Source organism: Alteromonas naphthalenivorans, from assembly GCF_000213655.1.
In the GTDB taxonomy this organism is placed as follows: domain Bacteria; phylum Pseudomonadota; class Gammaproteobacteria; order Enterobacterales; family Alteromonadaceae; genus Alteromonas; species Alteromonas naphthalenivorans.
The window spans coordinates 2924807-2947428 of sequence record NC_015554.1 but is presented as its reverse complement, the minus strand read 5'-3'; the positions used below and the strand labels follow the sequence as shown (position 1 = coordinate 2947428).

Sequence of the window (22622 nt, the reverse complement as noted above, 5' to 3'; positions counted from 1 at the left end):
TCATCAAAGAAGCCCACACGGACAAAGCGTCCGCATGGGTATCCACTTACATTACCAAATACGAACACGCTCTTCTGGCGGAAGATACAAGTCATCGCCAGGTTGCACGTTAAACGCTTCATACCAGGCGTCGTGGTTGCGTGGGGCTTGTGCACGGTAACGACCCGGAGCATGCGTTCCACCACGTAGCTGGTTTAACATGCTTTCCTCGGTACGCTTTTCACGCCAGACTTGCGCCCATGCAAGGAAGAAACGTTGATCGCCAGTTAGGCCATCAATAACCGGCGCTTCCTCACCATTTAAGCTTAGTTTGTAAGCATGATAAGCCATCGACAAACCACCTACATCACCAATATTCTCGCCTAAGCTATTACGGCCATTAACGAAGTTCCCTTCAATCGGCTCATATTGGTTGTATTGCTCGGCTAACATATCTGCTTTTTTCTCAAATGCAGCGCGGTCTGAGTCAGTCCACCAGTTGCGCTGAATACCATTAGCATCAGACTTAGAGCCCTGATCGTCAAAGCCATGTCCCATTTCATGACCAATAACTGCGCCGATTGCGCCATAGTTTACCGCGGCATCTGCGTTAGGATCGAAAAACGGCGGCTGAAGAATAGCGGCAGGGAAAACAATTTCATTAAACGAACTGTTGTAATACGCGTTAACCCGTTGCGGGGTCATGCCCCAGCGCTCACGGTCGGTTTTATCTAGTTCTTTTTCGATATCTTCAGCTTTAAAGAATTCTCTTAGGTGACGTACGTTCCCCACCAAATCATCACTGTTAATGGTTAGTCCATCGAAAGATTGCCATTTGTCTGGGTAGCCAATTTTAGGGCGAAACGCCATAAGCTTTTCTTTCGCATTTACTTTGGTTTCCTCTCCCATCCAGTCTAGGTTATCGATACGCTCACCTAGCGCGGTACGTAAATTTTCAACCAGCTCGGCCATTTGCGCTTTCGAGCTTTCTGGGAAGTACTCAGTAACGTATATCTTACCTATAGCAAACCCTAGAGATTCCGTGCTCGACATCTGGCTTACTGCACGTTTCCAGCGAGGGCGAGGCTCTTGCTGACCACTTAACGTAGTACCATAGAAATCAAAGTTGGCTAAATAAATATCTTCCGATAGTAAGCCAGCGTTGTTTTTAATGGTGTGGTACGTCAGGTAAGCCTTCCAGTCATCAAGGCTGGTCTCATTGATAATATCAATGACATCTTTGATAGGCTCAGGTTGGGTGATATTAAGTTCAGGGGCTTGAAAGCCGGTTTGTGCTAGAAAAGTGTCCCAATCAAATTGAGGATAAGCATCGGTAAGTTTGCTGCGTTCAATTTGATTCAATGTAAGGTCGCGGTCGCGGCGTTTTTCACGCGGCCACTGGATGTTTGCTATTTCGGTTTCAAGTTGAAGAATAGTGGCTGCTTCCTCTGCGGCATTTTCAACGCCTGCAAAGTTTAACATCTGTTCAATGTGCGCAAGGTAAGCTTCACGAATTTTTACGAACCTTTCGTGATCGCTAATGTAGTAATCGCGATCGGGTAAGCTAAGGCCACCAACACCAACGCTAAGCTGGTACTCATTAGGATCTAAACGGTTGTACCACATGCCAGTATCAATAGGAGAGCTAGCACCGGTGAGCCAACTTTTACCAAATACTTCGGTCAAATCTTTGGTTGAAGCAATAGCATCAATAGACGACAACACATCAGAAATAGGTGTAAGGCCTTTTTCATTAAGGGTTTCTACATCCATATAGGAGACGAAGAAATCATGAACAAGCTGCTCATCAGCGTTCAAGTTTTCTTTTTCCATTAACCCGTCAATAATATTTTTAACCTGCTCTTCACTGCGCTCGGCTAGGGCAGTAAAAGCACCAAATCGGGTTTTATCTGCAGGAAGCTCGTAATTGTCGTACCAGGTACCGCCAGCGTACATGAAGAAGTCATCGCCAGGTTTAACCGCCTCGTTTCGGGCAGATAAATCTACGCCAAATGAACCGAGTTCAGCCTGACCCATTTCTTCTTCCATCGCCGTCTTGTCAGCTGCTTGTTGTTTATTTTGTTCTGGCTGACCACAGCCTGCTAAGCCCAGCGATGCTGCTATGGCTAGCGCGAGTAGTTTTTGTTTCATATCGTTTTCTCATTATGATTATTCACCGCTAATAAAGGATTAGGGGTGTTTGTCGTTTTAAGGGTAGGTGTTATATCGTTATTAAAAGGTAAAACATCTTGGGCCTGATTGAAATACGCCACAATATGTTCTGATTCTTGTTGTAAAAATGACGCTACAGCATCATGAAAGGGGGCCGAAAATAGTTCATGTTGCGATTGGCAGTAAATAGGTTCAAAACCACGAAGAATTTTATGTTCGCCTTGGGTGCCAGGGTTAAAAAGTGGAAGCTTTTTTTCAATCGCAAAAGCAATACCCTCAAAATAACAGCACGCAAAATGTAAGCCGCTGACTTCCTCTAACGCGCCCCAATATCTGCCATATAAGCCTGTATCATCAAAAAAGAACAAAGCGCTGGCGATAGGAGAGTCATGTTTGTAAGCCGTGACAATAAGCATGTTCTTGGCCATGGTGTTACGCAACTGCCGAAAAAACGTCTCGTTTAAGTAGCCTGTATGCCCGCTGCGCTTTAAATACGTTGCTTGATAACACTGCAAGAAAAAGTCGATGACCTCATCGGTTATTTCACTGCCGGTTAAATGATGGTAGCGAATGCCTTGTTCAACAAGCTTTCGCTGTGTTTTTTTCATGTCTCGGCGCTTGCGTGATGTTAGCGCATTCAAAAAACTGTCGAAATTGGTATATTGGTAATTGTGCCATTGAAATTGAACGGCGTAGCGGGTGAGCAAGCCTGAATGATTAGCGAGTAACGCTTGAGTGAGGCTATTAGTAAATAGCCAATGACAGGAAGAGACGGCTTCTTCGCCCATGGACTGCACGGTTTGAGAAATAAGGGCTAAAAGCGCGTCACTAAAGGGCGCCTTTTCATGCGTTAGTATTCGCGAACCAGAGACTGGCGTAAAAGGAATAGCAGCAACCCATTTAGGGTAATAAGGAATACCGTGCTGGTGGTAGGCATTTGCCCATGAATGATCAAACACGTACTCGCCGTAACTGTGTGTCTTTAAATAGCCGGGTATAATGGCTATTACCGTGCTTTCAACAGACGAAGGGCACGCATCCTTGTTAATAGCCGCCTGGTCAGTCGTTTGCGCTTGTTCAATGACAAGATGTTGCGGGAACCAGCCTGACGCTTCATCGCAGCACGCACTTTGTTCTAGCGCATTTAAAAAGTCGTAACGTAAAAATGGGCCTTCGCCTTCTGCAAGCGCATCCCATGTAGCTTGGGGAACATCCGACACCGCACTAACAACTTTTACCTTATATTCCATGCTTACGTTTACTTTATTCACTTTCGTTCAACGACGCTAAAGATTACCATTAATAGTAATATAACGAGATTGAAAAGTATTTTAAGAAGGTTTCGATTAATAAAATGTCAGAATTTGACAGAAAATTCATTACCGACGCGATTACCCGCATGCTTGCACGACGAGAGCATAGCTTTTCAGAGATTTGCCGCAAGCTTGCACAAAAAGGCATCGAGAGTGAGGCGTTTATGCCTGTACTGGAAGCCTTTCGGGAGGCGGATATTCAAAGTGACGAGCGGTTCGCTGAAAGTCGCGCCCGTGCTTTGTACATGAAAGGCTCTGGCCCTCGAAAAATTAAACTCGATTTGCAGCAATACGGGGTGGATGAACTTGCCGCTGAACAGGCCCTTGATGAAATAGAACCTGACTGGTTTGAAAAAGCGAAATGGGTTAAAGACAAAAAATTTGGCCCCTTCAAAGAAACCGATTTTAAGCTATTGATGAAGCAAAAGCAGTTTCTTCAATATCGAGGTTTTTACAGCGAACACATTGAATATGCCGTCAAAGGTGAATAAAAATCGCATAAAATTCATTTATGCCCTTTATAACGGGTATAAAAGGGCTTATTTATACTAGTAGAGCAGGCTATGGGCTTAACAAAAAAGCGCTAACCATGGTATTGTTGCGCACATCCGTGCGAGGGCATGAAATGCATAAACAGCTAGGCGCTTATTAGAAAGGTTAATCTAAGGATTAATCGGCTAGTGGCATCAATCCCGCACATTCTCATTCAATGTATTAAGGAAGTTAGGTTTTCAATGACATTATCAACTGCTGACTTACGCCAAAAGTTTAAAGATTATTTCCAGAGTCATGGTCACCAGCCTGTGGCTAGCTCGTCTCTCGTTCCAGCAGATGATCCAACGCTTCTTTTTACAAACGCGGGAATGAACCAGTTTAAAGATACGTTTTTAGGTGCGGAAAAACGCAGTTATACCCGTGCAGTTTCTTCTCAGCGCTGTGTTCGTGCTGGTGGTAAGCATAATGATTTAGAAAACGTTGGTTATACCGCCCGTCACCATACTTTCTTTGAAATGCTAGGTAACTTCAGTTTTGGTGATTATTTCAAAAAAGAAGCCATTGAGTTTGCATGGAATTTCTTAACAAAAGAAATCGGCCTTCCAAAAGAAAAGCTTCTGGTTACCGTTTATTCAGAAGACGAAGAAGCCTTTGATATTTGGGAAAACCACATTGGTGTACCCAAAGAAAAGATAATCCGTATCAGTACATCAGATAACTTTTGGTCTATGGGTGACACAGGGCCATGCGGTCCGTGTTCAGAAATATTTTACGACCATGGCGCGCATATTTGGGGCGGGCCTCCAGGAACACCAGAAGAAGATGGCGATCGTTTCATCGAAATCTGGAACCTGGTATTCATGCAATACAACAAGCAAGCTGATGGCACGATGGAACCATTGCCTAAGCCGTCTATCGATACCGGTATGGGGCTTGAGCGTATTTCAGCTATTTTGCAAAACGTGCATAGCAACTACGAAATCGACTTATTCCAAAACCTAATTCAAGCTGCGGCTACAATTGTTGGCAGCGAAGATTTAGAGAATAAATCTTTACGGGTTATCGCTGATCACATCCGTTCTTGTAGCTTCCTAATTTGTGATGGCGTAATGCCTTCTAATGAAGGCCGAGGTTATGTACTTCGTCGTATTATTCGCCGTGCTGTACGTCATGGTTACCAGTTAGGTGCCAGCGATATTTTCTTCTACAAACTAGCATCGGCACTAAGCAAAGAAATGGGGGAAGCTTACCCAGAGCTTGTAGATCAGTTACCTGTAGTTGAAAAAGTATTACGAGTAGAGGAAGAGCAGTTTAGCAAAACCTTAGCCCGCGGTATGGCAATGCTAAACGATACGCTAGAAACCCTTGAAGGTGACACTATTCCAGGTGACGTGGTGTTTAAGCTTTATGATACTTACGGTTTCCCCACAGATTTAACTAACGATGTTGCCCGTGAGCACGATTTAAAAATTGATGTAGATGGGTTTGAAAGTGCAATGCAGGCACAGCGCGCCCGTGCGCAACAAGCCAGTAACTTTGGTGCCGATTATAACAATACGCTGACTGTAGACCATGCGACATCCTTCACCGGTTACAGTGATGTTGAAGGCGAAGCAAATATTGTAGAGCTTATTGCCGATAATGCGTTTTGTGAGCGTTTAGAAGACGGTCAAGAAGGGGTTGTGGTTTTAGATCAAACGCCTTTCTACGCAGAAAGCGGTGGCCAGTCTGGTGATAAAGGGGTACTGCGTGTTGCGAATGGCGAGTTTATCGTTACCGACACTCAAAAAATGGGCAATGCTTTTGCCCACAAAGGGAAAGTGAAGGGCACCATTACCAAAGGTGAGCGTGTAACGTCTGCCATTGATAACACAAACCGTGATGCTGTGAAGAAGAATCACAGTGCTACACACTTACTTCACGCAGCCCTTCGCGAGACGTTAGGTGATCATGTCACGCAAAAAGGTTCATTAGTAGAAGCGCAGCGTATGCGTTTCGACTTCTCTCACTTTGAAGCAGTAACACCCGCTCAGCTTATTCAGGTTGAGCGCAGAGTTAACGAAGAAATTCGTGCAAACCATGCGTTGAAAACCCAACTGATGGATTTAGATGAAGCCAAAGCATCAGGGGCAATGGCGTTGTTCGGTGAAAAGTACGACGAGAAAGTACGTGTAGTCACTATGGGGCCTTTCTCTGTAGAACTATGTGGTGGAACGCATGTTAACCGAACTGGCGATATTGGTTTATTCAAAATTACCAGCGAAGCGGGTATAGCATCAGGTGTGCGCCGTATAGAAGCCATTACTGGTGAGCAGGCGCTACATTATGTTCAAGACCAGCAAGCAACGCTGGCAGAGCTGTCTAGTTTGTTAAAAACCGATACGCAAAACTTGGTTGAACGGGTAGTCGCAGTACAAACTCATACTAAAGAACTAGAGAAATCACTCACTTCTGCCACACAAAAACTGGCGAGTCAGCAAGGTGCTGATATGCTTAGTAATGCAATTGAAATAAATGGTGTGAAAGTACTTATTGCTAAGTTGGAAGGTGTTGAAGCGAAATCTCTACGTTCAATGATGGATGATATTAAAAACCGAATTGGCGAAGGCATCGTAGTACTTGGTGTAGCAAGTGAAGATAAGGTCAATCTTATCACTGGCGTGACTAAAAACCTTACCGGTAAAGTGAAAGCAGGTGAACTGGTTAACTTTATCGCTGCGCAAGTTGGCGGAAAGGGTGGTGGTCGCCCAGATATGGCTCAAGCAGGTGGCGATAAGCCAGAGTGTCTAGGTACAGCGTTAGATTCAGTTAACGCTTGGTTAGAAGATAAGCTATAATCAAATCTGAAACTTGCAGTGAGTTTTTGAAGTGACACAGAAACATGGAACCACTGTTGCTACTGTCGGGTCGTGCCGATAAGTGGCGGAGTAATTAAGGAAATGTTCAGTATTAAGGAACAGGAGCAATCGAATGCTTATTTTGACTCGTCGAGTTGGTGAAACACTTATGGTTGGTGATGATGTAACTGTCACTGTTCTGGGTGTTAAAGGGAATCAGGTCCGAATTGGTGTTAATGCACCAAAAGAAGTTTCTGTGCACCGTGAAGAGATTTACATGAGAATTCAAGCTGAGAAAGGTGGACAACCTGGAACGGCTGAGTAATCACTCTCTGCACAAAAATCGGTCAGCTTATGCTGGCCTTTTTTGTTTATAGGGATTTTTTTAAATTAATTTAAAAAAATTTAGGTATTTTTCGATATTTATTATAAAAGTTCATTTTGCACTAAGACGTGCATTCCTAAATTAACCCGCTAAAATTTGATTATAACCTAACCAAAATACAGGTTTTTTGTACGAATCGTACAAAATGACAGCGAGTGAACATTTTTATCTAAAAAAGGTTTGACTCCGGCCGGTGAATCCGTAAAATGCGGCACCACTTAAGGAGAGGTGGGTGAGTGGCTGAAACCAGTTCCCTGCTAAGGAACCATACCTAATACTGGTATCGAGGGTTCGAATCCCTCCCTCTCCGCCATTGTTCGTTGATGGTGTGACGGTCAACAAAAGTTTTATTGCGCGTGTGTAGCTCAGCTGGATAGAGTACCTGGCTACGAACCAGGCGGTCGGAGGTTCGAATCCTTCCACACGCGCCACTTCTTTTAAATGCGTCACCTTTGGGGATAATACCTTAAAGTAAAAAAGTTTACGCGTGTGTAGCTCAGCTGGATAGAGTACCTGGCTACGAACCAGGCGGTCGGAGGTTCGAATCCTTCCACACGCGCCATATAAGAAAACCCACCATCTGGTGGGTTTTTTTATTTCCGCATTTTTGTTTCCGCATATCAAATTTCTATTCTTTTACGAATCTGCACAATTCGCTTCAACTCAACGATACACATTAGTCCCCAATCCCTGCCTCATCTCCTTCATGGCGATTGATAAAGAAGGACGTTCGGTTAATGTATCTTCTTATACTCCTCAAGAGAAAAACGACTTCCAGTTAGACCTTGTTGCTATGCACGCTAAATATTTCGCTAAACAACTTGATATGGATTTCACGTAAACCACAGGAGTTCATTAATTACATTTTGTGAAAATATATCCATTCACTTAGCATAAATAGTTATTTTATTGCTTTTTATTAGCATAAAGTGTGATTGCATATGCATTTTGCTTGCTTTTTTGTTGTGTTTTATACCCTCGCATGATACTTATTCACAACGAAATTTTTGAAGGGTTCACCATGGAAACAGAATCAGTTAGCAGTTTGCTGCTTGAAGCCGGCTCACTGATGCTAATAGGAATGGTATTTGTTTTTTCATTCCTGGCATTGTTAATCGTTGGAATTCACCTAATTGCAAAGTTTTGTGAAGCATTTCCGGGCGAAGCCGCACCTCAGTATGCTGCACCTCGTAGAAAAGCGGTTCAAGCTGGTGTCGATGGTAATGTTGTTGCTGCTATCACCGCTGCTGTTCATACTCATCGTCAAGCCAATAAAAATTAATTAAACAAATCATTCAGGAGTTACCATGTCTAAGCCACTGGCCTTAACCGAGCTAGTCTTGCGTGATGCCCATCAATCGCTACTTGCTACGCGGATGCGCATAGAAGATATGCTGCCTATTGCCGAAAAACTTGATAAAGCAGGTTTTTGGTCTGTTGAATCTTGGGGCGGGGCGACATTTGATTCCTGTATTCGCTATTTAGGGGAAGATCCTTGGGATCGCATTCGCCAGCTTAAAGCGGCAATGCCAAATACGAAGCAACAGATGTTGTTGCGAGGTCAAAACTTATTAGGCTATCGCCATTACGCTGATGATGTAGTGACACGTTTTGTTGAGCGTGCACATGAGAATGGGGTTGATGTATTTCGTATTTTCGACGCCATGAACGACATGCGTAATCTAAAAACAGCGATTAAAGCGACTGTTGACAGTGGCGCTCATGCCCAAGGTACAATTTCTTACACGGTAAGTCCTGTTCACAATCTTCAACTGTGGCTCGATATGGCTAAGCAACTTGAAGATATGGGCGTTCATTCTATTTGTGTGAAAGACATGGCAGGGCTGCTTAAGCCTTACGACTGTGAAGCACTTATTAAAGGGCTTAAAGAAACCGTCAGTTTGCCTATTGCTATGCAGTGCCATGCCACCACAGGATTGAGTACGGCCACTTACCAAAAAGCCATCGATGCCGGCATCGACATGCTCGACACGGCAATTTCTTCAATGAGTATGACTTACGGTCATACCGCAACGGAAACCATGGTGTCTATTGTAGAGGGCACAGATCGAGATACGGGCATGTCATTGCCGGATCTTGAAGAAATCGCCAGCTACTTTCGTGGCGTGCGCAAAAAATACAGTAAATTTGAAGGTAGCTTGAAAGGGGTTGATGCCCGTATTTTGCTCGCTCAAGTACCTGGCGGCATGTTAACCAACATGGAAAGCCAGTTAAAAGAGCAAGGCGCTGAAGATAAATTTGAAGAAGTGCTAAAAGAAATTCCTCGTGTACGTGAAGACTTAGGCTTTATTCCTTTAGTTACGCCAACCTCGCAAATTGTAGGTACGCAGTCGGTATTAAACGTACTTACCGGTGAACGTTATAAGAGTATCACCAAAGAAACGGCGGGTGTCCTTAAGGGCGAATATGGCGCTACGGCTGCGCCAGTGAATAAAGAATTACAAGAGCGTGTGCTTGATGGTGGCCAGCCCATTACCTGTCGTCCGGCAGATAATATTGCACCTGAACTAGACAGCCTTGAGACCGAGCTCACTAAGTTAGCATCAGAGAAAAGCATTACATTGTCAGATACTAAGATTGACGATGTACTTACCTATGCCTTGTTCCCGCAAATTGGCCTGAAGTTTTTAGAGAATCGCGGTAACCCTGACGCATTTGAACCTGCACCCGGCACTGAATCTGATGTTGCATCAAGTGCACCAACTGCTGCGGCGCCTGTGTCAGCTAGCGGCGCACCGGCGGCCTACGATGTGAAAGTTGAAGGTAAGGTATACCATGTTGAAGTAGCAGCATCCGGTGAATTATCTAGCATAACCCCAAGTCAGCCATCAACAGCCGCACCACAGCCGGCATCTGCTGGCAGTAGTGAAAGTGCTCAAAGCATTAACGCACCGTTAGCCGGTAATGTGTTTAAAATACTAGTGCGTGCTGGCGATGTAGTGAACGAAGGTGATGTGGTGATTATTTTAGAAGCCATGAAAATGGAAACTGAAATTCGCTCTGCTGTCACTGGTACCGTTAGCGAAGTACTTGTAGGTGAAGGCGATGCCGTAGCCAGTACTCAACCACTTATTGCACTGGGGTAATTCATGGATAAGTTGATGGTGCTGTGGGACAGCACTGCACTGGCACATTTTGAGTCAGGCCAGTTAATCATGATGGCAGTAGGTTTCCTGTTGCTGTTCTTAGCGATTGTGAAAAAATTTGAACCGCTGTTGTTAATTCCTATTGGGTTTGGTGCCTTATTAACCAATATCCCGTTAGCTGGGTTTTCAGAGGCGGGAGGATTGCTTCATTACATTTACGCTATCGGTATAGACACCGGGGTTTTCCCGCTGCTTATCTTTATGGGTGTGGGCGCAATGACGGACTTCAGTGCCTTAATTGCAAACCCTAGAATGTTGTTGCTAGGCGCGGCTGCGCAGTTTGGTATTTTTGCGACCTTGTTCGGTGCTATTGCGCTTAATATGATCCCAGGATTTGAGTTTACTCTCAAAGATGCCAGTGCGATTGCTATCATTGGCGGTGCTGATGGTCCAACGGCTATCTTTTTGGCCTCTCGATTAGCGCCCGATTTATTAGGGGCTATTGCGGTCGCAGCTTATTCATATATGGCGCTGGTACCTATTATTCAGCCTCCAATTATGAAAGCGCTGACCAGCAAGGAAGAACGCACCATAGAAATGGCGCAATTACGCCCTGTATCGCAACGTGAGAAGATTATTTTCCCACTGGCTACACTATTCCTAACTATCCTATTTTTGCCATCAGCAACGCCTCTAGTGGGTATGTTTTGCTTTGGTAACTTATTAAAAGAGTGTGGTGTAGTAGATAGGCTTAGCAAAACAGCGCAAAACGAGCTAATTAACATCGTTACTATTTTCTTAGGGCTAGCGGTAGGTTCTAAGCTATCTGCCGAGAAATTTTTAACCGTTGAAACCTTGGGTATTCTTGGGTTAGGCGCTGTAGCGTTTGCTATTGGTACTGCAACAGGCGTGTTAATGGCTAAGCTAATGAGCCGAATGAGTGGTGGTAAAATTAATCCACTCATTGGTGCTGCTGGTGTATCGGCAGTGCCAATGGCTGCAAGGGTTGTGAATAAAGTTGGCCTTGAAGCTAACCCTCATAACTTCTTATTGATGCATGCCATGGGGCCGAATGTGGCAGGTGTACTTGGTTCAGCTGTTGCTGCGGGTATCTTGCTGGCGCTAGTAGGTTAATGCGTTAGCCAATTGACTTAAATTGGCGACATTGCGAGGTTATATAGACTCACTCATATAAACAAAAAATGCGGCCTAGGCCGCATTTTTTGTTTGGGTATAAAGCGCAATGTTAAAAGGCGTTGTAAGAAATGGCGTCAGAGTCGCTGAATGACGTAGCGTCAAATCAATTTCCAAGCACCTACAAAAACCAACGTTAGCTAACTGATGGTATTGTTCGTAATTAACGACTGATAGGCCAAGATCAGCTTCTTAGTGATGGTATGTTCTGGCCAACGAAAAATCGTTTCGGTTTTCCCTTCTTCCACAATATTGCCATTTTCCATCACAATAACCCGATCGGCGATATGTCGAACTATTCCCAAATTATGGCTTATGAAAATAAACGCCAACCCCATTTCTTGTTGTAGCTTCAAAATAAGGTTTACCGTTTGCGAGCGTATAGACGGATCTAGGGCTGCAAACGGTTCGTCGGCAATAAGTACTTTCGGCTTTAATATAATGGCGCGGGCGAGGGATACACGCTGTTGTTGGCCATCAGACAGCATATGACGATAGAAATAATAATGTTCTCGTAGCAAGCCTACTTTTGTCAGCATTTCTTCAATCAGGGATTTACGTTCCGCTTCTGTTAACTCTGTGTTTAAACGAAGGGGGTCGTCGAGCACTTTTCCCACGGGCACAGAAGGGTTCATCGACTCACTACTGTGTTGCAATATCATACGAATGTCGTGGGTGCGTTTTTGTTGATTATTGTGTTGGTTGTATTTCGCCAAATATTTGTGGCTATTAAGCTCAATAACCCCTTCATCAGCAGGAATAGCGCCCACTAGCAATTTTGCTAACAATGACTTACCTGCGCGGTTTTCACCAATAATCGCAATGGTTTCGCCACGTTGCACTGTCAGGTCGATAGGCCCTAATTCAAATATCTCAGGCTTTTTTAGCCAACGTTTCTTATCGTTATGCCTAAACGTTAATCCATCTACCTGCATGATATCTGTCATAAATTCTCCATATGCAGCGGGAAATGGCAGTTATAGGTGTGGTCGTGAATATGCCTTACTGCAGGTCTAGACACACAAGCACGCTGTGCACGAGGACAGCGCGGCCCTAACCTGCACCCAATAGGTAAATGCTGCAACGTAGGGATAGAGCCGCCCAGCGTAGGAAGTTGAGATTTCGGCGGCAAATCCTTTCTGAAGCTCGGTGCGCTGTCCAACAATGCTTTGGTGTACGGGTGAAGCGGACGTTTCTTAATGTGCTTCATTTTACCCGACTCTACGGTTTGCCCTGCGTAAAGCACGGTCATGGAATGGGACATACTGGCAATAGCCAGCAAATCGTGACTCACAAACAATATACTTAGCGAACGGGTTTGATTTAAGCGAGTAAATAACTTAAGAATTTGTGTTTTGGTAGTTGGCTCCATCCCACGGGTGGGATCATCAGCAATTAATAGTTTCGGCTGAGATACCAAGGCCATGGCTATCATAAACTTTTGCCCAATATCACTGGGGATTTGGTGGGGATAGGCATTCAAATAATGCCTGTGTTGCTTTATGCCCACCTTATGTACAGTGCTTATGGCTATGCGTTTTCTATGTTGCGCACGTTGCCAAAACCAGTAACCTTCTACAAATTCGTCGGGAATGCTTTCCTCAAGTTGTTCACCTAAGGTGGCTGAGGGATCTAAGCTAGTTTGAGGGTTTTGAAATACAACAGCAATATCTCGGCGCATGACTTCTCTGCGCTGATATTTTGACATGCTTAATAAGTTTTCCCCTTTCCAACTCATGCGATCTGCAGTCATTCTCCACTGCGAGGGCAGGGCGCCACAGATGGCAGATACAATTAAACTTTTCCCCGAGCCAGACTCTCCCACCAGAGCGCGAATTTCACCGGTATTAACGGTTAAATTTACCTTGTCGAGCGCCTTGATGGTGGTGTCACCATCTACCATTTCTAAGGTCAAATTTTTAATGTCTAGCATAGGCATATTAGTGGCTCACTCTTTTTCTGAGTGCAGAACGTAGACCGTCACCCACAATATTTATCGACAACACCAATAAGAAAATCGCAATGCCAGGCAATGCCACATTCCAAGGGGCGAGGTAGGCCACATCAAGACCGTCGCCCAAAATTGCCCCAAGCTCTGCGAGTGGTGACTGCGCTCCTAAATTCAAAAAGCCTAATGCAGACACATCAATTACCGCAATCGAAAGTGCCACAGTACCTTGCACCACAAGCATTTCTGTCATGTTAGGAAGAATAGAGTGTACGAATAGTTGCCATCTATTCGCGCCGTCTAATTTCGACGCCATAATGTATTCTTTTTTCATTTCAGCGCGCACAAAGGTACGTGTACGGTGAACAAATTGTGGAATGAGCGCAAGCGTAATAGCCCACATACTATTGACCAACCCTGTTCCAAGAATAGCCACGATAATAATAGCAATAAGTAAGGTTGGAATGGCCATTAAGGCATCTAGCAAGTGGTTCACAATACTTGAACGCACGCCCCGTAGCATACCCGCAAATGTACCTATGCTTACGCCAATCAGCATGGCTAGCACTACCATAAGAAACCCCGAACCTAACGTAGTGCGGCAGCCGTAAATAATACGAGAGAAAACATCTCGGCCGAGGGGGTCGGTGCCAAATAAATGAGTTATTGAACCACTGCTTTCCCAACTAGGGGGAATGAGTAGCGCATCTATATTTTGTTCCGCTGGGTTGTATGGCGAAACCACCGGGGCGAACAGTGAAAAAATGATAAAGAAGCCAAGCAAAATAAGACCAACAATCGCAATGTGACTGCCACGGAAGGCTGCCCAAGTGCGTTGCCAGGGAGACGGATGAAACTCCTCTTCGTATAAACTAAACTGTGGCACGTTCGTACTTTTCTCGGCTAGGATCGATAATGCGGTTAAACAAATCGACCATAATAGTTAACGTAATAACGAGCGTTGATACCGCCAGCATTCCTACTCGAAGCGCAGGGAAGTCTCGTTGATAAATTGCTTGAATTAACCAGCTACCAATCCCTGGCCATGAAAATAAGGTTTCAACTATCATGGCATTGGTGATGAGGGTAGTAATTTGGATTGCCATTAAGGGCAATATAGGCAGCAATGCATTGCGAAGAACATGCCTAAAGAAAATTTGCCATTCAGATACACCTCTAGAGCGCGCGGCCACAATATAAGGGCGGTGAATAACATCAATAACCGAGCGACGGGTAATGCGCACCATTGAAGCGGTTGTTATTGCTCCTATTGCCAGCGTAGGCAAAGCAAGGTGCGAAATAGCATCTCGGTAGGCAAGCCCATGATCGATATCCTCTGCCAGCATAATATCTATAAGCACAAAGCCAGTTACAGGTTCAATATCGAACAATAAACTAAGCCGGCCCGACAAAGGCGCAATATCAAGGTGTAAGCTAAAAAACAGGATTAGAATAAGTGCCAACCAGAACACGGGAAATGAATAAGTGGTAATGCTCAATGCATTAATAGTGTGGTCGGTAGTAGAGTAACTTTTCAGCCCTGCGTAATATCCCAAGGGGATACCAATGAAAAGCGCCATTAGCATCGCATAAGTGCTGAGCTCGATAGTCGCGGGCATGGCGATACCAATTTCTTCTCGAAGGGGCAGACCTGACGCTAGGCTGTAACCCCAATCGCCTTGTAGTAACGACGATAAATAGTAAAAAAACTGTACTACATAGGGTTGGTCTAGACGAAATTGACGCATAAGCGCCTCACGCTGAATCTCATTCTGCGGCACAATGCCGGTAAGGTTTTCTAGTACATCACCAGGAAATAGATACACCAATGAGAATGACATGGCGGTTAACACCAAAAGGGTTAAGATAAATAACACACCGTATCGCGATAATATTTGAATCACAGTGATTTACCTACTCCGCCAAATCTAACACCGCCAAAGGGGTTAATGGTCATGCCTTCAAGTTCATTTCTATAGGCCTGATAACGATAAGCGTGGGCAATAGGCACCAACGGCAACCGCTCGTAAAGCAGTCTATTTACCTGTTGATAGATCAATCGCCGCGCTTCAAGGTCTTCTGTCTGCAAGGCTTTATCTAAAAGCTCGTCATAATCGTTATCACACCACATGGCGCGGTTAGTACCAGAAGGTATGGCGCCACAACTCAGTAACGGTCGGTAAAAGTTATCAGGGTCACCATTATCGGCAGACCAGCCTATTAATACAGAGTCGTGTAGGCCTTCTTGCAAGTGACGTCTAAATGTCGCCCAGTCGTAACTAACGATTGTGGCGATAACGCCCACTTCCCGTAAATATCGTTGGATCAGCTCTGCCATTTTGGCCGCATTAGGATTATAAGCACGCTCAATGGGCATAGCCCATATGGTCATGGTAAACCCAGGCTCTACGCCTGCATTTTCTAGTAGCTTTCTTGCTAGTACAGGGTTGTAAGCCGTATCATCCGCATCGTTTTGAAAGGCCCAACTTGCGGCTGGTAGCAGTGTTTTCGCGCGGGTAGCACTGTCGAAATAAACCGCTTCTAATAACGTGTTTTTATCAATAGCCGCGGCTAATGCACGCCGTACATCGGGATTATCGAAGGGAGGGCGCTGGGTATTGAATGCCCAAAAACCAACATTCAAACCGGGCTTTTCAGCCAGTAATAAGTCGTCACGGGAGCGGATAATTTCCAATTCCGTTTGTGCAGGAAATGCCGTCGCATCACACTCGCCGGTCATTAACTTAGCCAAACGCAACGAGCTCTTCGGCGTTATATCGTAAATTAAGCGTTCCGCATTGTTTTGTTCACCCCAATAGGTTTGGTGACGTTGGTAACGGATGTAGTGATCTTTGCGGTAGTTTTCGAATTTAAACGGGCCTGTACCAATAGGGTATTGGTCAATTCGATTGGGCAGACCTTGTTGTAACAATGCCTCACCGTACTCTTGTGACAACATCACCGAAAAGTCCGTGGCTAAATTAGCTAAAAAAGAACTGTCCCTGCGCGTTAATTTTATTTCTACCCTGTACCCGTTTAATCGCTCAACTGAAGCAATATTTTGTGCCAACCCCAAACTTTCAAAGTACGGGTAGCGTCCGCCCGATACGTAATGGTATGGGTGTGAGGTAAGTCGCCACCTATCAATACTAAAAATGACATCATCAGCATTAAAGTTTCTGCTAGGCGTGAAATAGCTGGTGGTATGAAATTCAACGTCTTTTCTGAGTTGAAAGGTGTAGGTTAAGCCGTCATCAGAAACTAACCAGCTACTCGCCACGCTAGGTATAATACGGCCTGAATCAGGGTCGAAATCGAGCAACCTGTCATACAACTGATGCGATGACGCATCGGTTGTAGTGCTAGACGTATCTAACTGAGGATTAAACGTCACAGGGTTGCTTTCAGAGCAATACACCAAACCGCTATTATAAAATGCATGTTCATCTTGTTTTGAACAGGCCGCTACCAGTATTACCATAACAACAGTAAAGGCAGCGTAAAAAAGCGGTTTTACAGGCATTCAGTTAGCACTCCATCGATTCAGGGGAAGAGTCTAACAGGTTGTATTTTTTTAGATAACCTCGAAGTTGATGATAAGTGAGACTAAGTTTCTCAGCAGTCTTCTTCTGATTAAATTGACTGTCGGACAATGCTTGCTTAATCATGTCAATTTCGTATTGCTGCGAGCGGTCTTTTAAATCAATTGGGTATTCAACCGTTTCGGGTTTTAACGACGGTAATACAGCAGGCGATGAGTTTGCCGCAGGTTCACTATTGGTGACTATGCCTTCTACATTAGCTGCAACTGTATTGGAAGGCACTGTTGGTTCTGCTTCAGATGTACTCGAGGTTCTGTCGTTTGTTTTAATACGAGAAGTTGGTCTGAATAAAGACTCAAAAGGGTCGAGAACAATATCGTGAACAGGTAAATGTGGGTTGTTCGTTCTATAAACCGCACGTTCAACCACGTTTTTAAGCTCTCGAATATTTCCAGGCCATTCATAATCAAGCAAGGTGCGTTTTGCTTTTTCGGTAAAGCCGCTAAAAAGTTCCATCTCCATTTCTCTTGCCATACTAATGGCAAAGTTTTCAGCAAGCATCATGATGTCTTCACGTCGCTCTCGTAAAGGGGGGATGGTAATAACATCGAAGGCGAGCCTGTCGAGTAAGTCTGCACGGAACTCACCAGCGTCAGCTAAGGCCGGTAAATCTTCGTTTGTAGCAGCAACCAAGCGCACATCGGTTTTAACCGTTTTATTCCCGCCCACACGTTCAAATTCGCCGTATTCTACTACCCGCAATAATTTTTCTTGGATTAAACCAGACGTGTTCGCCAGCTCATCAAGAAATAGGGTGCCATTGTGGGCAATCTCAAAGCGTCCTTCTCGGCGCTTTGCTGCGCCAGTAAATGCGCCAGCTTCATAGCCGAACAGCTCACTTTCTAATAAGCTTTCGTTAAGCGCGGCACAATTGAGCTTGACGTAATTTTGATCCCAGCGCTTAGACAGAAAGTGTAAACGGGCTGCTATAAGCTCTTTACCGGTTCCGCGCTCACCAATTACCAATACGGGTTTATCCAGTGGTGCTATTTGTGAAATTTGCTCTAGCACTTCTAAAAAACTATTCGCTTGGCCTAGCAAATTATCCTGCTGACGATACCTACTCATTAAATCCCTCAAATATTAGTCATTTCGACCAATTAATAGTGTAGAGTAAAAAAACTTGTTGTTCGAGCATTATTTAAACTAAACGAATATCTTTTAAAATTATCAAGTTAGGGTAATTCAAAAAACTGGCAAGCATATTGAATAGTCTTACTACAAGTTTATCTTGGTACAACCAGTTTTCGACTATGAGGTAATTATTATGGGTATCTTCTCGCGTTTCACTGATATTGTGAATTCGAATATTAATGCGCTTTTAGATAAAGCGGAAGATCCGGAGAAAATGGTCCGGTTGATTATTCAGGAAATGGAAGACACATTAGTAGAGGTGCGCTCAGCATCGGCTAAAACGTTGGCGAACAAAAAGGAAATTGTAAGCCAAATTAATAAATACGAAGCAGACGCTAACGATTGGCAGATGAAAGCGGAACTTGCGTTAAGCAAAGACCGTGATGATTTAGCCCGCGCAGCACTGCAGGAAAGAAAGAAATCAGCCGAAGCTGCTGAGACACTGACTAACGAGTTGACGGTTGTTGAACAGCAAATTAGCAAACTTCAGGATGAAATTGGTCAGCTTCAAGACAAGCTAGCTGATGCGAAGAGTCGTCAAAAAACGATTATCATGCGTCAGAAAACGGCGAGTTCACGCTTAGAAGTGAAACGCACGCTAGATAACACCAAAGTAGATTCAGCTATGGGGCGCTTTGAACAATACGAGCGTAAGATTGACGACTTAGAATCGCAGGTAGATGCCTACGACCTAGGTAAGAAGACCTTAAATGATGAATTTGCAGAATTAGAAACCGGCGATAAGATAGACGAAGAGCTAGCTGCGCTTAAAGCAAGAGTGAAAGGTGACACAAGTTCATCTTCAACATCAGAATAATAATTATAGGTAGCCTGCTTAGGCGTTAGATTTATAGTGTTGGTGCACTAGGCAGGCTAATCGGGGTTTTTTGGAGGTATTTACAATGGATGAAGGTATCATTGCAATGTTGGTAATGCCCTTAGTCATATTTATGATTTTTGTGGCACCGATTTGGTTAATTTTGCATTACCGTAGCAAAAAACAAGTCAATCAAGGTTTGAGTGTTGAAGAGCAAGCTTCACTGCAATCACTTGCTGAACAAGCTGAAAAAATGAGTGATAGAATTCAAACCCTTGAAGCTATCTTAGACAGCGAAGCCCCAGAGTGGAGGAATCGCGCATGAGAAATGGCAAGCAGCTATACCGTGATACAGACAACGCCAGAATAGCGGGTGTATGTTCGGGAATAGCGCACTACTTTGGTTTAGAAACTTGGTTAGTGCGAATTCTAGCCGTGACGGGCTTTTTCTTACTTGCAGGCCCATTCATGTTTGTTGCCTATATCGCGGGCTGGTTCATTTTAGATAAGAAGCCTTTAGGCGATGCTTCAGAAGAGCAAACTCCTGTGCATCAAAGCCGCGGCAAAGGATGGAAAAACACAAACTCTACATCAAGCAATAGTCGTCATAAGGTCGAAGTGAAAACAAAAGTTTGGCAGTCTGGTGAGCCACCTAAACAAGCATTTCACGATATTCGTAATCGTTTTCAGAAATCGGAAGTACGACTACGCAAGATGGAAACGTATGTGACCTCTAGAGAATTTGAACTTAACCGAGAAATCAGTAGATTGTAGTTAAGTAAGATTAAAATACATTCGCTAGAGACGCCCCGACAAATGCAAAACCGCTCTTCTTTAAGAGCGGTTTTTTGTATGTAAAGCATTATGTTATGAGGTTTTGTAAATAAGTTGTTACGGCTTGGCTGTGTAGCAAGAATAGGTAAACACTTCCCGTTAGCGTGCATTTCATTAGACTAATTGACAGAAGTCAGTCACGGAATATGTCGAAAGCAGTTATGGCAAAATCTAGCGTTTATCAATCAAAAACCTCAGGCAACAAAGGCGTTATAAACTGGTCAGAAGAAGAAAATCAAATCTGGGCAGAGTTGTACGCCAAGCAGCTTCCGTTATTGAAAACGCGAGCCTGTAGTCAATACATGGAAGGCTTATCGTTACTGGCACTGCCTGATGATCGCATTCCCCAGCTCCCCGATATCGATAAAGTACTATTAGCACAAACCGGTTGGAAAACTGCCGAAGTTCCCGCGCTCATCAATTTTGGCGAATTTTTTAGATTACTCGCCAACAAGCAGTTTCCTGTCGCAACCTTTATTCGCTCGAAAGACGAATTTGATTACCTACAAGAGCCCGATATTTTCCATGAGGTTTTCGGTCATTGTCCTTTACTTACGAATCCGGCGTTCGCGCACTTTACCCATACCTACGGAAAACTTGGCTTAGCGGCTAGCAAAGAGGACAGAATCTATCTCGCACGACTTTATTGGTTTACGGTTGAGTTTGGGTTAGTTCGAAGTAAAGCAAATCCAGAAAAACTAGAAATTTATGGTGGAGGTATATTGTCTTCACCGGGTGAAACGCTATATGCATTAGAGAGCGGCGATGCAATAAGGAAGCCGCTTAAAGCGATAGATGCGTTAAGGACACCGTATAGAATTGATATTATGCAGCCTTTGTATTACATACTTCCTGACTTTGATTATCTGTTCGAGTTGGCCGACATGGATATTATGAGCCTAGTGAATAAAGCGAAAGGGCTTGGGCTATATCCCGCCTTATTCGACGCCAAAAAGCAGGCTTAAGTTAATATTTTGTTACAGCGTGGCGTGATAAGGGGAAACGTTTTCACACCTTCCACTTCGCCGAATCGCTTAGAAACCCAGCCTTCCAAGGAGAAAATCTGGCATAATTAACTTGTTATCTTTTTGTAAAAGTGTGATATTGTGTACATATAAGTTTACAAGAGATGTGAAGTCACACCCATGCGATTAGAAATCAGTTGTCAGGACAGACTGGGTATTACTCAAGATGTGTTGGATATCCTCGTTACCCACGAAATCGATCTAAGAGGTATTGAGATTGATGAAACAGGCAAAATTTTTCTTAATTTTCCCAATATTGAATTTGCAGACTTCCAGCATCTGATGCCCAAAATTCGTCGCATCGATGGTATTTCTGACGTTAAAACGACGCATTTTATGCCAAGTGAAAGAGAAAAAACTCAGCTTTCTGCCATATTGCGCACGCTTCCTGATCCGGTGTTTTCTATTGATGCGAGAGGGCATATCTTACTATGCAATGAAGCAGTAACCTCTGGGTTAGAGCAGAGCGTCCACGATGTTGAAGGCATTGAAATAGGCGAAGTAGTGAAGGGCTTTAACTTCACCCGTTGGATGGATGGAAAGTTGCCTCGCGCTCAGTCTTCTAAGGTAAAGTTTATCCAACAAGACTATGTGGCTGATATGTTGCCTATTACCGTGCCTGACGGTGATAACAACATTATTATGGCCGGTGCGGTGGTTATTCTGAAATCAGAAATGCGGTTAGGCCAACAGTTTAGTGTATTCCATCAATCGCCGACTGACAGTTTTGATAGATTCGTCGTGGAATCTCAGGCGATGAAACGTGTGGTGAGTGAAGCAAAACGTATTGCTGATCTTGATGCACCGGTTCTTATTTTCGGTGAAACAGGCACGGGTAAAGAAATGATTGCCCGCGCTTGTCATCAATCCAGTCGACGCAGTGAGGGCGCGTTTTTAGCGCTAAATTGTGCATCGCTACCTGATAGCGTGGCGGAAACTGAATTATTTGGTTATGCGCAAGGTGCTTTTAATCAACCTAATGCTAAAGAAGGTCTGCTAGAGCAAGCAAGAGGCGGCACACTGCTGCTTGATGAAATTGCTGACATGAGTTCTCAGCTACAAGCCAAACTACTACGGGTGTTAGAAGACGGTGAATTTAGACGAGTAGGCGATGCGGAACCTGTTACTGTAGATGTTCGTTTTATTTGCACTACCTGCCGCGACCTAGGTCAATTGGTAGAAGAAGGGCGTTTTCGCAAAGAATTGTATTATCGCTTAAATGTATTGAGCTTAGTGATGCCATCGTTAAAAGAACGCCGACACGATATTGTTCCACTCGCCGAATCGTTTATTGCCCAGCACAGTACGAAGCTGGGTCGTAGACCGGCTAAATTAAGTAAGTCCTGCGTTGATTTTTTGCAGCAATACCCTTGGCCTGGCAATGTCCGTCAGCTTCAAAATGCACTGTTCAGAGCGTTGTCTTTGCTAGATGGCAAGGAAATTACCAAAGAAGATATTCAGCTTCCTAGTTGTGCCCCTAGTGTGACCTTTATCGATGAAAACTTCGAAGGTACATTAGACGATGAAGTGAAAAAATTTGAAAAAGACTTACTAAAACGGCTTTATCCTTTCTATCCGAGTACGCGTCAATTGGCGAGAAAGTTAGGATTAAGTCATACCGCGATTGCGAATAAATTACGTGAGTACGGTATTAATAAGGCATCAATAAAAATGTAGGTTTCACTGTTTCGTTAAATTTACGTTGCCTTGCTTAGCTAATAAGGGCGGTACTTCAGTAAGAAGTGCCGCCTTTTTTTGTACAACCAAGCTTACAGTGAAA

The 22622-nt window shown here is 44.1% G+C and carries 19 protein-coding genes and 3 tRNA genes; 14 read left to right on the top strand and 8 right to left on the bottom strand.

All coding sequences use genetic code 11. The features are described from left to right. Nucleotides 1–51: 51 nt before the first annotated feature. The gene (locus AMBT_RS12900; RefSeq protein WP_013785069.1) at nt 52–2130 is read right to left on the bottom strand and encodes a M13 family metallopeptidase; all 2079 of its coding nucleotides are present in this window, start codon (nt 2128–2130) and stop codon (nt 52–54) included. Further along, nucleotides 2127–3401, bottom strand: coding sequence for a GNAT family N-acetyltransferase (locus AMBT_RS12895; RefSeq protein WP_013785068.1), 1275 nt, complete (start codon nt 3399–3401; stop codon nt 2127–2129). The genes AMBT_RS12900 and AMBT_RS12895 overlap by 4 nt, the downstream gene beginning before the upstream one ends. A 104-nt stretch (nt 3402–3505) precedes the next feature. Between AMBT_RS12895 and AMBT_RS12890 the strand changes: the two genes are divergently transcribed. The 9 genes from AMBT_RS12890 to AMBT_RS12845 all read left to right on the top strand — a co-directional run bounded on the left by AMBT_RS12890 (nt 3506) and on the right by AMBT_RS12845 (nt 11422). Further along, nucleotides 3506–3955, top strand: a complete 450-nt coding sequence (locus AMBT_RS12890; protein ID WP_013785067.1) for a regulatory protein RecX — start codon at nt 3506–3508, stop codon at nt 3953–3955. Nucleotides 3956–4198: 243 nt separating this feature from the next. Next, a complete protein-coding gene (gene alaS / locus AMBT_RS12885; protein WP_013785065.1) occupies nt 4199–6796 on the top strand; it encodes an alanine--tRNA ligase in 2598 nt (865 codons plus the stop codon). Between the two features lie 133 nt (nt 6797–6929). Then, on the top strand, nt 6930–7121 hold the full coding sequence (gene csrA / locus AMBT_RS12880) for a carbon storage regulator CsrA (RefSeq protein WP_013785064.1): 192 nt from the start codon (nt 6930–6932) through the stop codon (nt 7119–7121). 282 nt (nt 7122–7403) lie between these two features. Continuing rightward, nucleotides 7404–7494, top strand: a tRNA-Ser gene (locus AMBT_RS12875). Nucleotides 7495–7535: 41 nt separating this feature from the next. Beyond that, nucleotides 7536–7612, top strand: a tRNA-Arg gene (locus AMBT_RS12870). A gap of 54 nt (nt 7613–7666) precedes the next feature. Next, nucleotides 7667–7743, top strand: a tRNA-Arg gene (locus tag AMBT_RS12865). 459 nt (nt 7744–8202) lie between these two features. Continuing rightward, on the top strand, nt 8203–8463 hold the full coding sequence (locus AMBT_RS12855) for an OadG family protein (protein WP_041452987.1): 261 nt from the start codon (nt 8203–8205) through the stop codon (nt 8461–8463). Nucleotides 8464–8488: 25 nt separating this feature from the next. Beyond that, complete coding sequence (gene oadA / locus AMBT_RS12850; RefSeq protein ID WP_013785061.1) at nt 8489–10288, top strand: sodium-extruding oxaloacetate decarboxylase subunit alpha; 1800 nt, start codon at nt 8489–8491, stop codon at nt 10286–10288. A 3-nt stretch (nt 10289–10291) separates the two neighbouring features. Further along, entirely contained in the window at nt 10292–11422 is a 1131-nt protein-coding gene (locus AMBT_RS12845; protein ID WP_013785060.1) for a sodium ion-translocating decarboxylase subunit beta, read from the top strand. 200 nt (nt 11423–11622) lie between these two features. Here AMBT_RS12845 and AMBT_RS12840 read toward each other — a convergent pair whose 3' ends face one another. The 6 genes from AMBT_RS12840 to pspF are packed head-to-tail and all read right to left on the bottom strand — an operon-like array spanning nt 11623 to nt 18100. Continuing rightward, nucleotides 11623–12429, bottom strand: a complete 807-nt coding sequence (locus tag AMBT_RS12840) for an ATP-binding cassette domain-containing protein (protein WP_013785059.1) — start codon at nt 12427–12429, stop codon at nt 11623–11625. Then, a complete protein-coding gene (locus AMBT_RS12835; RefSeq protein ID WP_013785058.1) occupies nt 12426–13421 on the bottom strand; it encodes a peptide ABC transporter ATP-binding protein in 996 nt (331 codons plus the stop codon). Before AMBT_RS12835 ends, AMBT_RS12840 begins: the two co-directional genes overlap by 4 nt. Before the next feature lies 1 nt (nt 13422). Beyond that, nucleotides 13423–14316, bottom strand: coding sequence for an ABC transporter permease subunit (locus AMBT_RS12830; protein WP_013785057.1), 894 nt, complete (start codon nt 14314–14316; stop codon nt 13423–13425). Beyond that, the gene (locus AMBT_RS12825; protein WP_013785056.1) at nt 14303–15334 is read right to left on the bottom strand and encodes an ABC transporter permease; all 1032 of its coding nucleotides are present in this window, start codon (nt 15332–15334) and stop codon (nt 14303–14305) included. The genes AMBT_RS12830 and AMBT_RS12825 overlap by 14 nt, the downstream gene beginning before the upstream one ends. Next, nucleotides 15331–16953, bottom strand: a complete 1623-nt coding sequence (locus tag AMBT_RS12820) for an ABC transporter substrate-binding protein (RefSeq protein ID WP_013785055.1) — start codon at nt 16951–16953, stop codon at nt 15331–15333. Before AMBT_RS12820 ends, AMBT_RS12825 begins: the two co-directional genes overlap by 4 nt. Nucleotides 16954–16957: 4 nt before the next feature. Continuing rightward, nucleotides 16958–18100 (bottom strand): phage shock protein operon transcriptional activator, encoded by a 1143-nt coding sequence (pspF, locus tag AMBT_RS12815; protein ID WP_013785054.1) that lies wholly within the window; start codon nt 18098–18100, stop codon nt 16958–16960. 199 nt (nt 18101–18299) lie between these two features. On the opposite strand from pspF, the gene pspA reads away from it, so the two are divergent. The 5 genes from pspA to tyrR all read left to right on the top strand — a co-directional run bounded on the left by pspA (nt 18300) and on the right by tyrR (nt 22519). Then, entirely contained in the window at nt 18300–18983 is a 684-nt protein-coding gene (gene pspA / locus AMBT_RS12810; RefSeq protein ID WP_013785053.1) for a phage shock protein PspA, read from the top strand. 85 nt (nt 18984–19068) lie between these two features. Next, nucleotides 19069–19308, top strand: a complete 240-nt coding sequence (gene pspB / locus AMBT_RS12805; protein WP_013785052.1) for an envelope stress response membrane protein PspB — start codon at nt 19069–19071, stop codon at nt 19306–19308. Next, nucleotides 19305–19757, top strand: a complete 453-nt coding sequence (gene pspC, locus AMBT_RS12800) for an envelope stress response membrane protein PspC (protein WP_013785051.1) — start codon at nt 19305–19307, stop codon at nt 19755–19757. The genes pspB and pspC overlap by 4 nt, the downstream gene beginning before the upstream one ends. 221 nt (nt 19758–19978) lie before the next feature. Next, on the top strand, nt 19979–20782 hold the full coding sequence (phhA, locus tag AMBT_RS12795; RefSeq protein WP_013785050.1) for a phenylalanine 4-monooxygenase: 804 nt from the start codon (nt 19979–19981) through the stop codon (nt 20780–20782). A 180-nt stretch (nt 20783–20962) separates the two neighbouring features. After that, nucleotides 20963–22519, top strand: a complete 1557-nt coding sequence (gene tyrR / locus AMBT_RS12790; RefSeq protein ID WP_013785049.1) for a transcriptional regulator TyrR — start codon at nt 20963–20965, stop codon at nt 22517–22519. Nucleotides 22520–22622: the final 103 nt, after the last annotated feature.

Excerpts from the sequence above, each read along its gene's own strand:
- AMBT_RS12900 (WP_013785069.1), bottom strand. The coding sequence starts at position 2,130 with ATGAAACAAAAACTACTCGCGCTAGCCATAGCAGCATCGCTGGGCTTA.
- AMBT_RS12895 (WP_013785068.1), bottom strand. The coding sequence starts at position 3,401 with ATGGAATATAAGGTAAAAGTTGTTAGTGCGGTGTCGGATGTTCCCCAA.
- AMBT_RS12890 (WP_013785067.1), top strand. The coding sequence starts at position 3,506 with ATGTCAGAATTTGACAGAAAATTCATTACCGACGCGATTACCCGCATG.
- alaS (WP_013785065.1), top strand. The coding sequence starts at position 4,199 with ATGACATTATCAACTGCTGACTTACGCCAAAAGTTTAAAGATTATTTC.
- csrA (WP_013785064.1), top strand. The coding sequence starts at position 6,930 with ATGCTTATTTTGACTCGTCGAGTTGGTGAAACACTTATGGTTGGTGAT.
- AMBT_RS12855 (WP_041452987.1), top strand. The coding sequence starts at position 8,203 with ATGGAAACAGAATCAGTTAGCAGTTTGCTGCTTGAAGCCGGCTCACTG.
- oadA (WP_013785061.1), top strand. The coding sequence starts at position 8,489 with ATGTCTAAGCCACTGGCCTTAACCGAGCTAGTCTTGCGTGATGCCCAT.
- AMBT_RS12845 (WP_013785060.1), top strand. The coding sequence starts at position 10,292 with ATGGATAAGTTGATGGTGCTGTGGGACAGCACTGCACTGGCACATTTT.
- AMBT_RS12840 (WP_013785059.1), bottom strand. The coding sequence starts at position 12,429 with ATGACAGATATCATGCAGGTAGATGGATTAACGTTTAGGCATAACGAT.
- AMBT_RS12835 (WP_013785058.1), bottom strand. The coding sequence starts at position 13,421 with ATGCCTATGCTAGACATTAAAAATTTGACCTTAGAAATGGTAGATGGT.
- AMBT_RS12820 (WP_013785055.1), bottom strand. The coding sequence starts at position 16,953 with ATGCCTGTAAAACCGCTTTTTTACGCTGCCTTTACTGTTGTTATGGTA.
- pspF (WP_013785054.1), bottom strand. The coding sequence starts at position 18,100 with ATGAGTAGGTATCGTCAGCAGGATAATTTGCTAGGCCAAGCGAATAGT.
- pspA (WP_013785053.1), top strand. The coding sequence starts at position 18,300 with ATGGGTATCTTCTCGCGTTTCACTGATATTGTGAATTCGAATATTAAT.
- pspB (WP_013785052.1), top strand. The coding sequence starts at position 19,069 with ATGGATGAAGGTATCATTGCAATGTTGGTAATGCCCTTAGTCATATTT.
- pspC (WP_013785051.1), top strand. The coding sequence starts at position 19,305 with ATGAGAAATGGCAAGCAGCTATACCGTGATACAGACAACGCCAGAATA.
- phhA (WP_013785050.1), top strand. The coding sequence starts at position 19,979 with ATGGCAAAATCTAGCGTTTATCAATCAAAAACCTCAGGCAACAAAGGC.
- tyrR (WP_013785049.1), top strand. The coding sequence starts at position 20,963 with ATGCGATTAGAAATCAGTTGTCAGGACAGACTGGGTATTACTCAAGAT.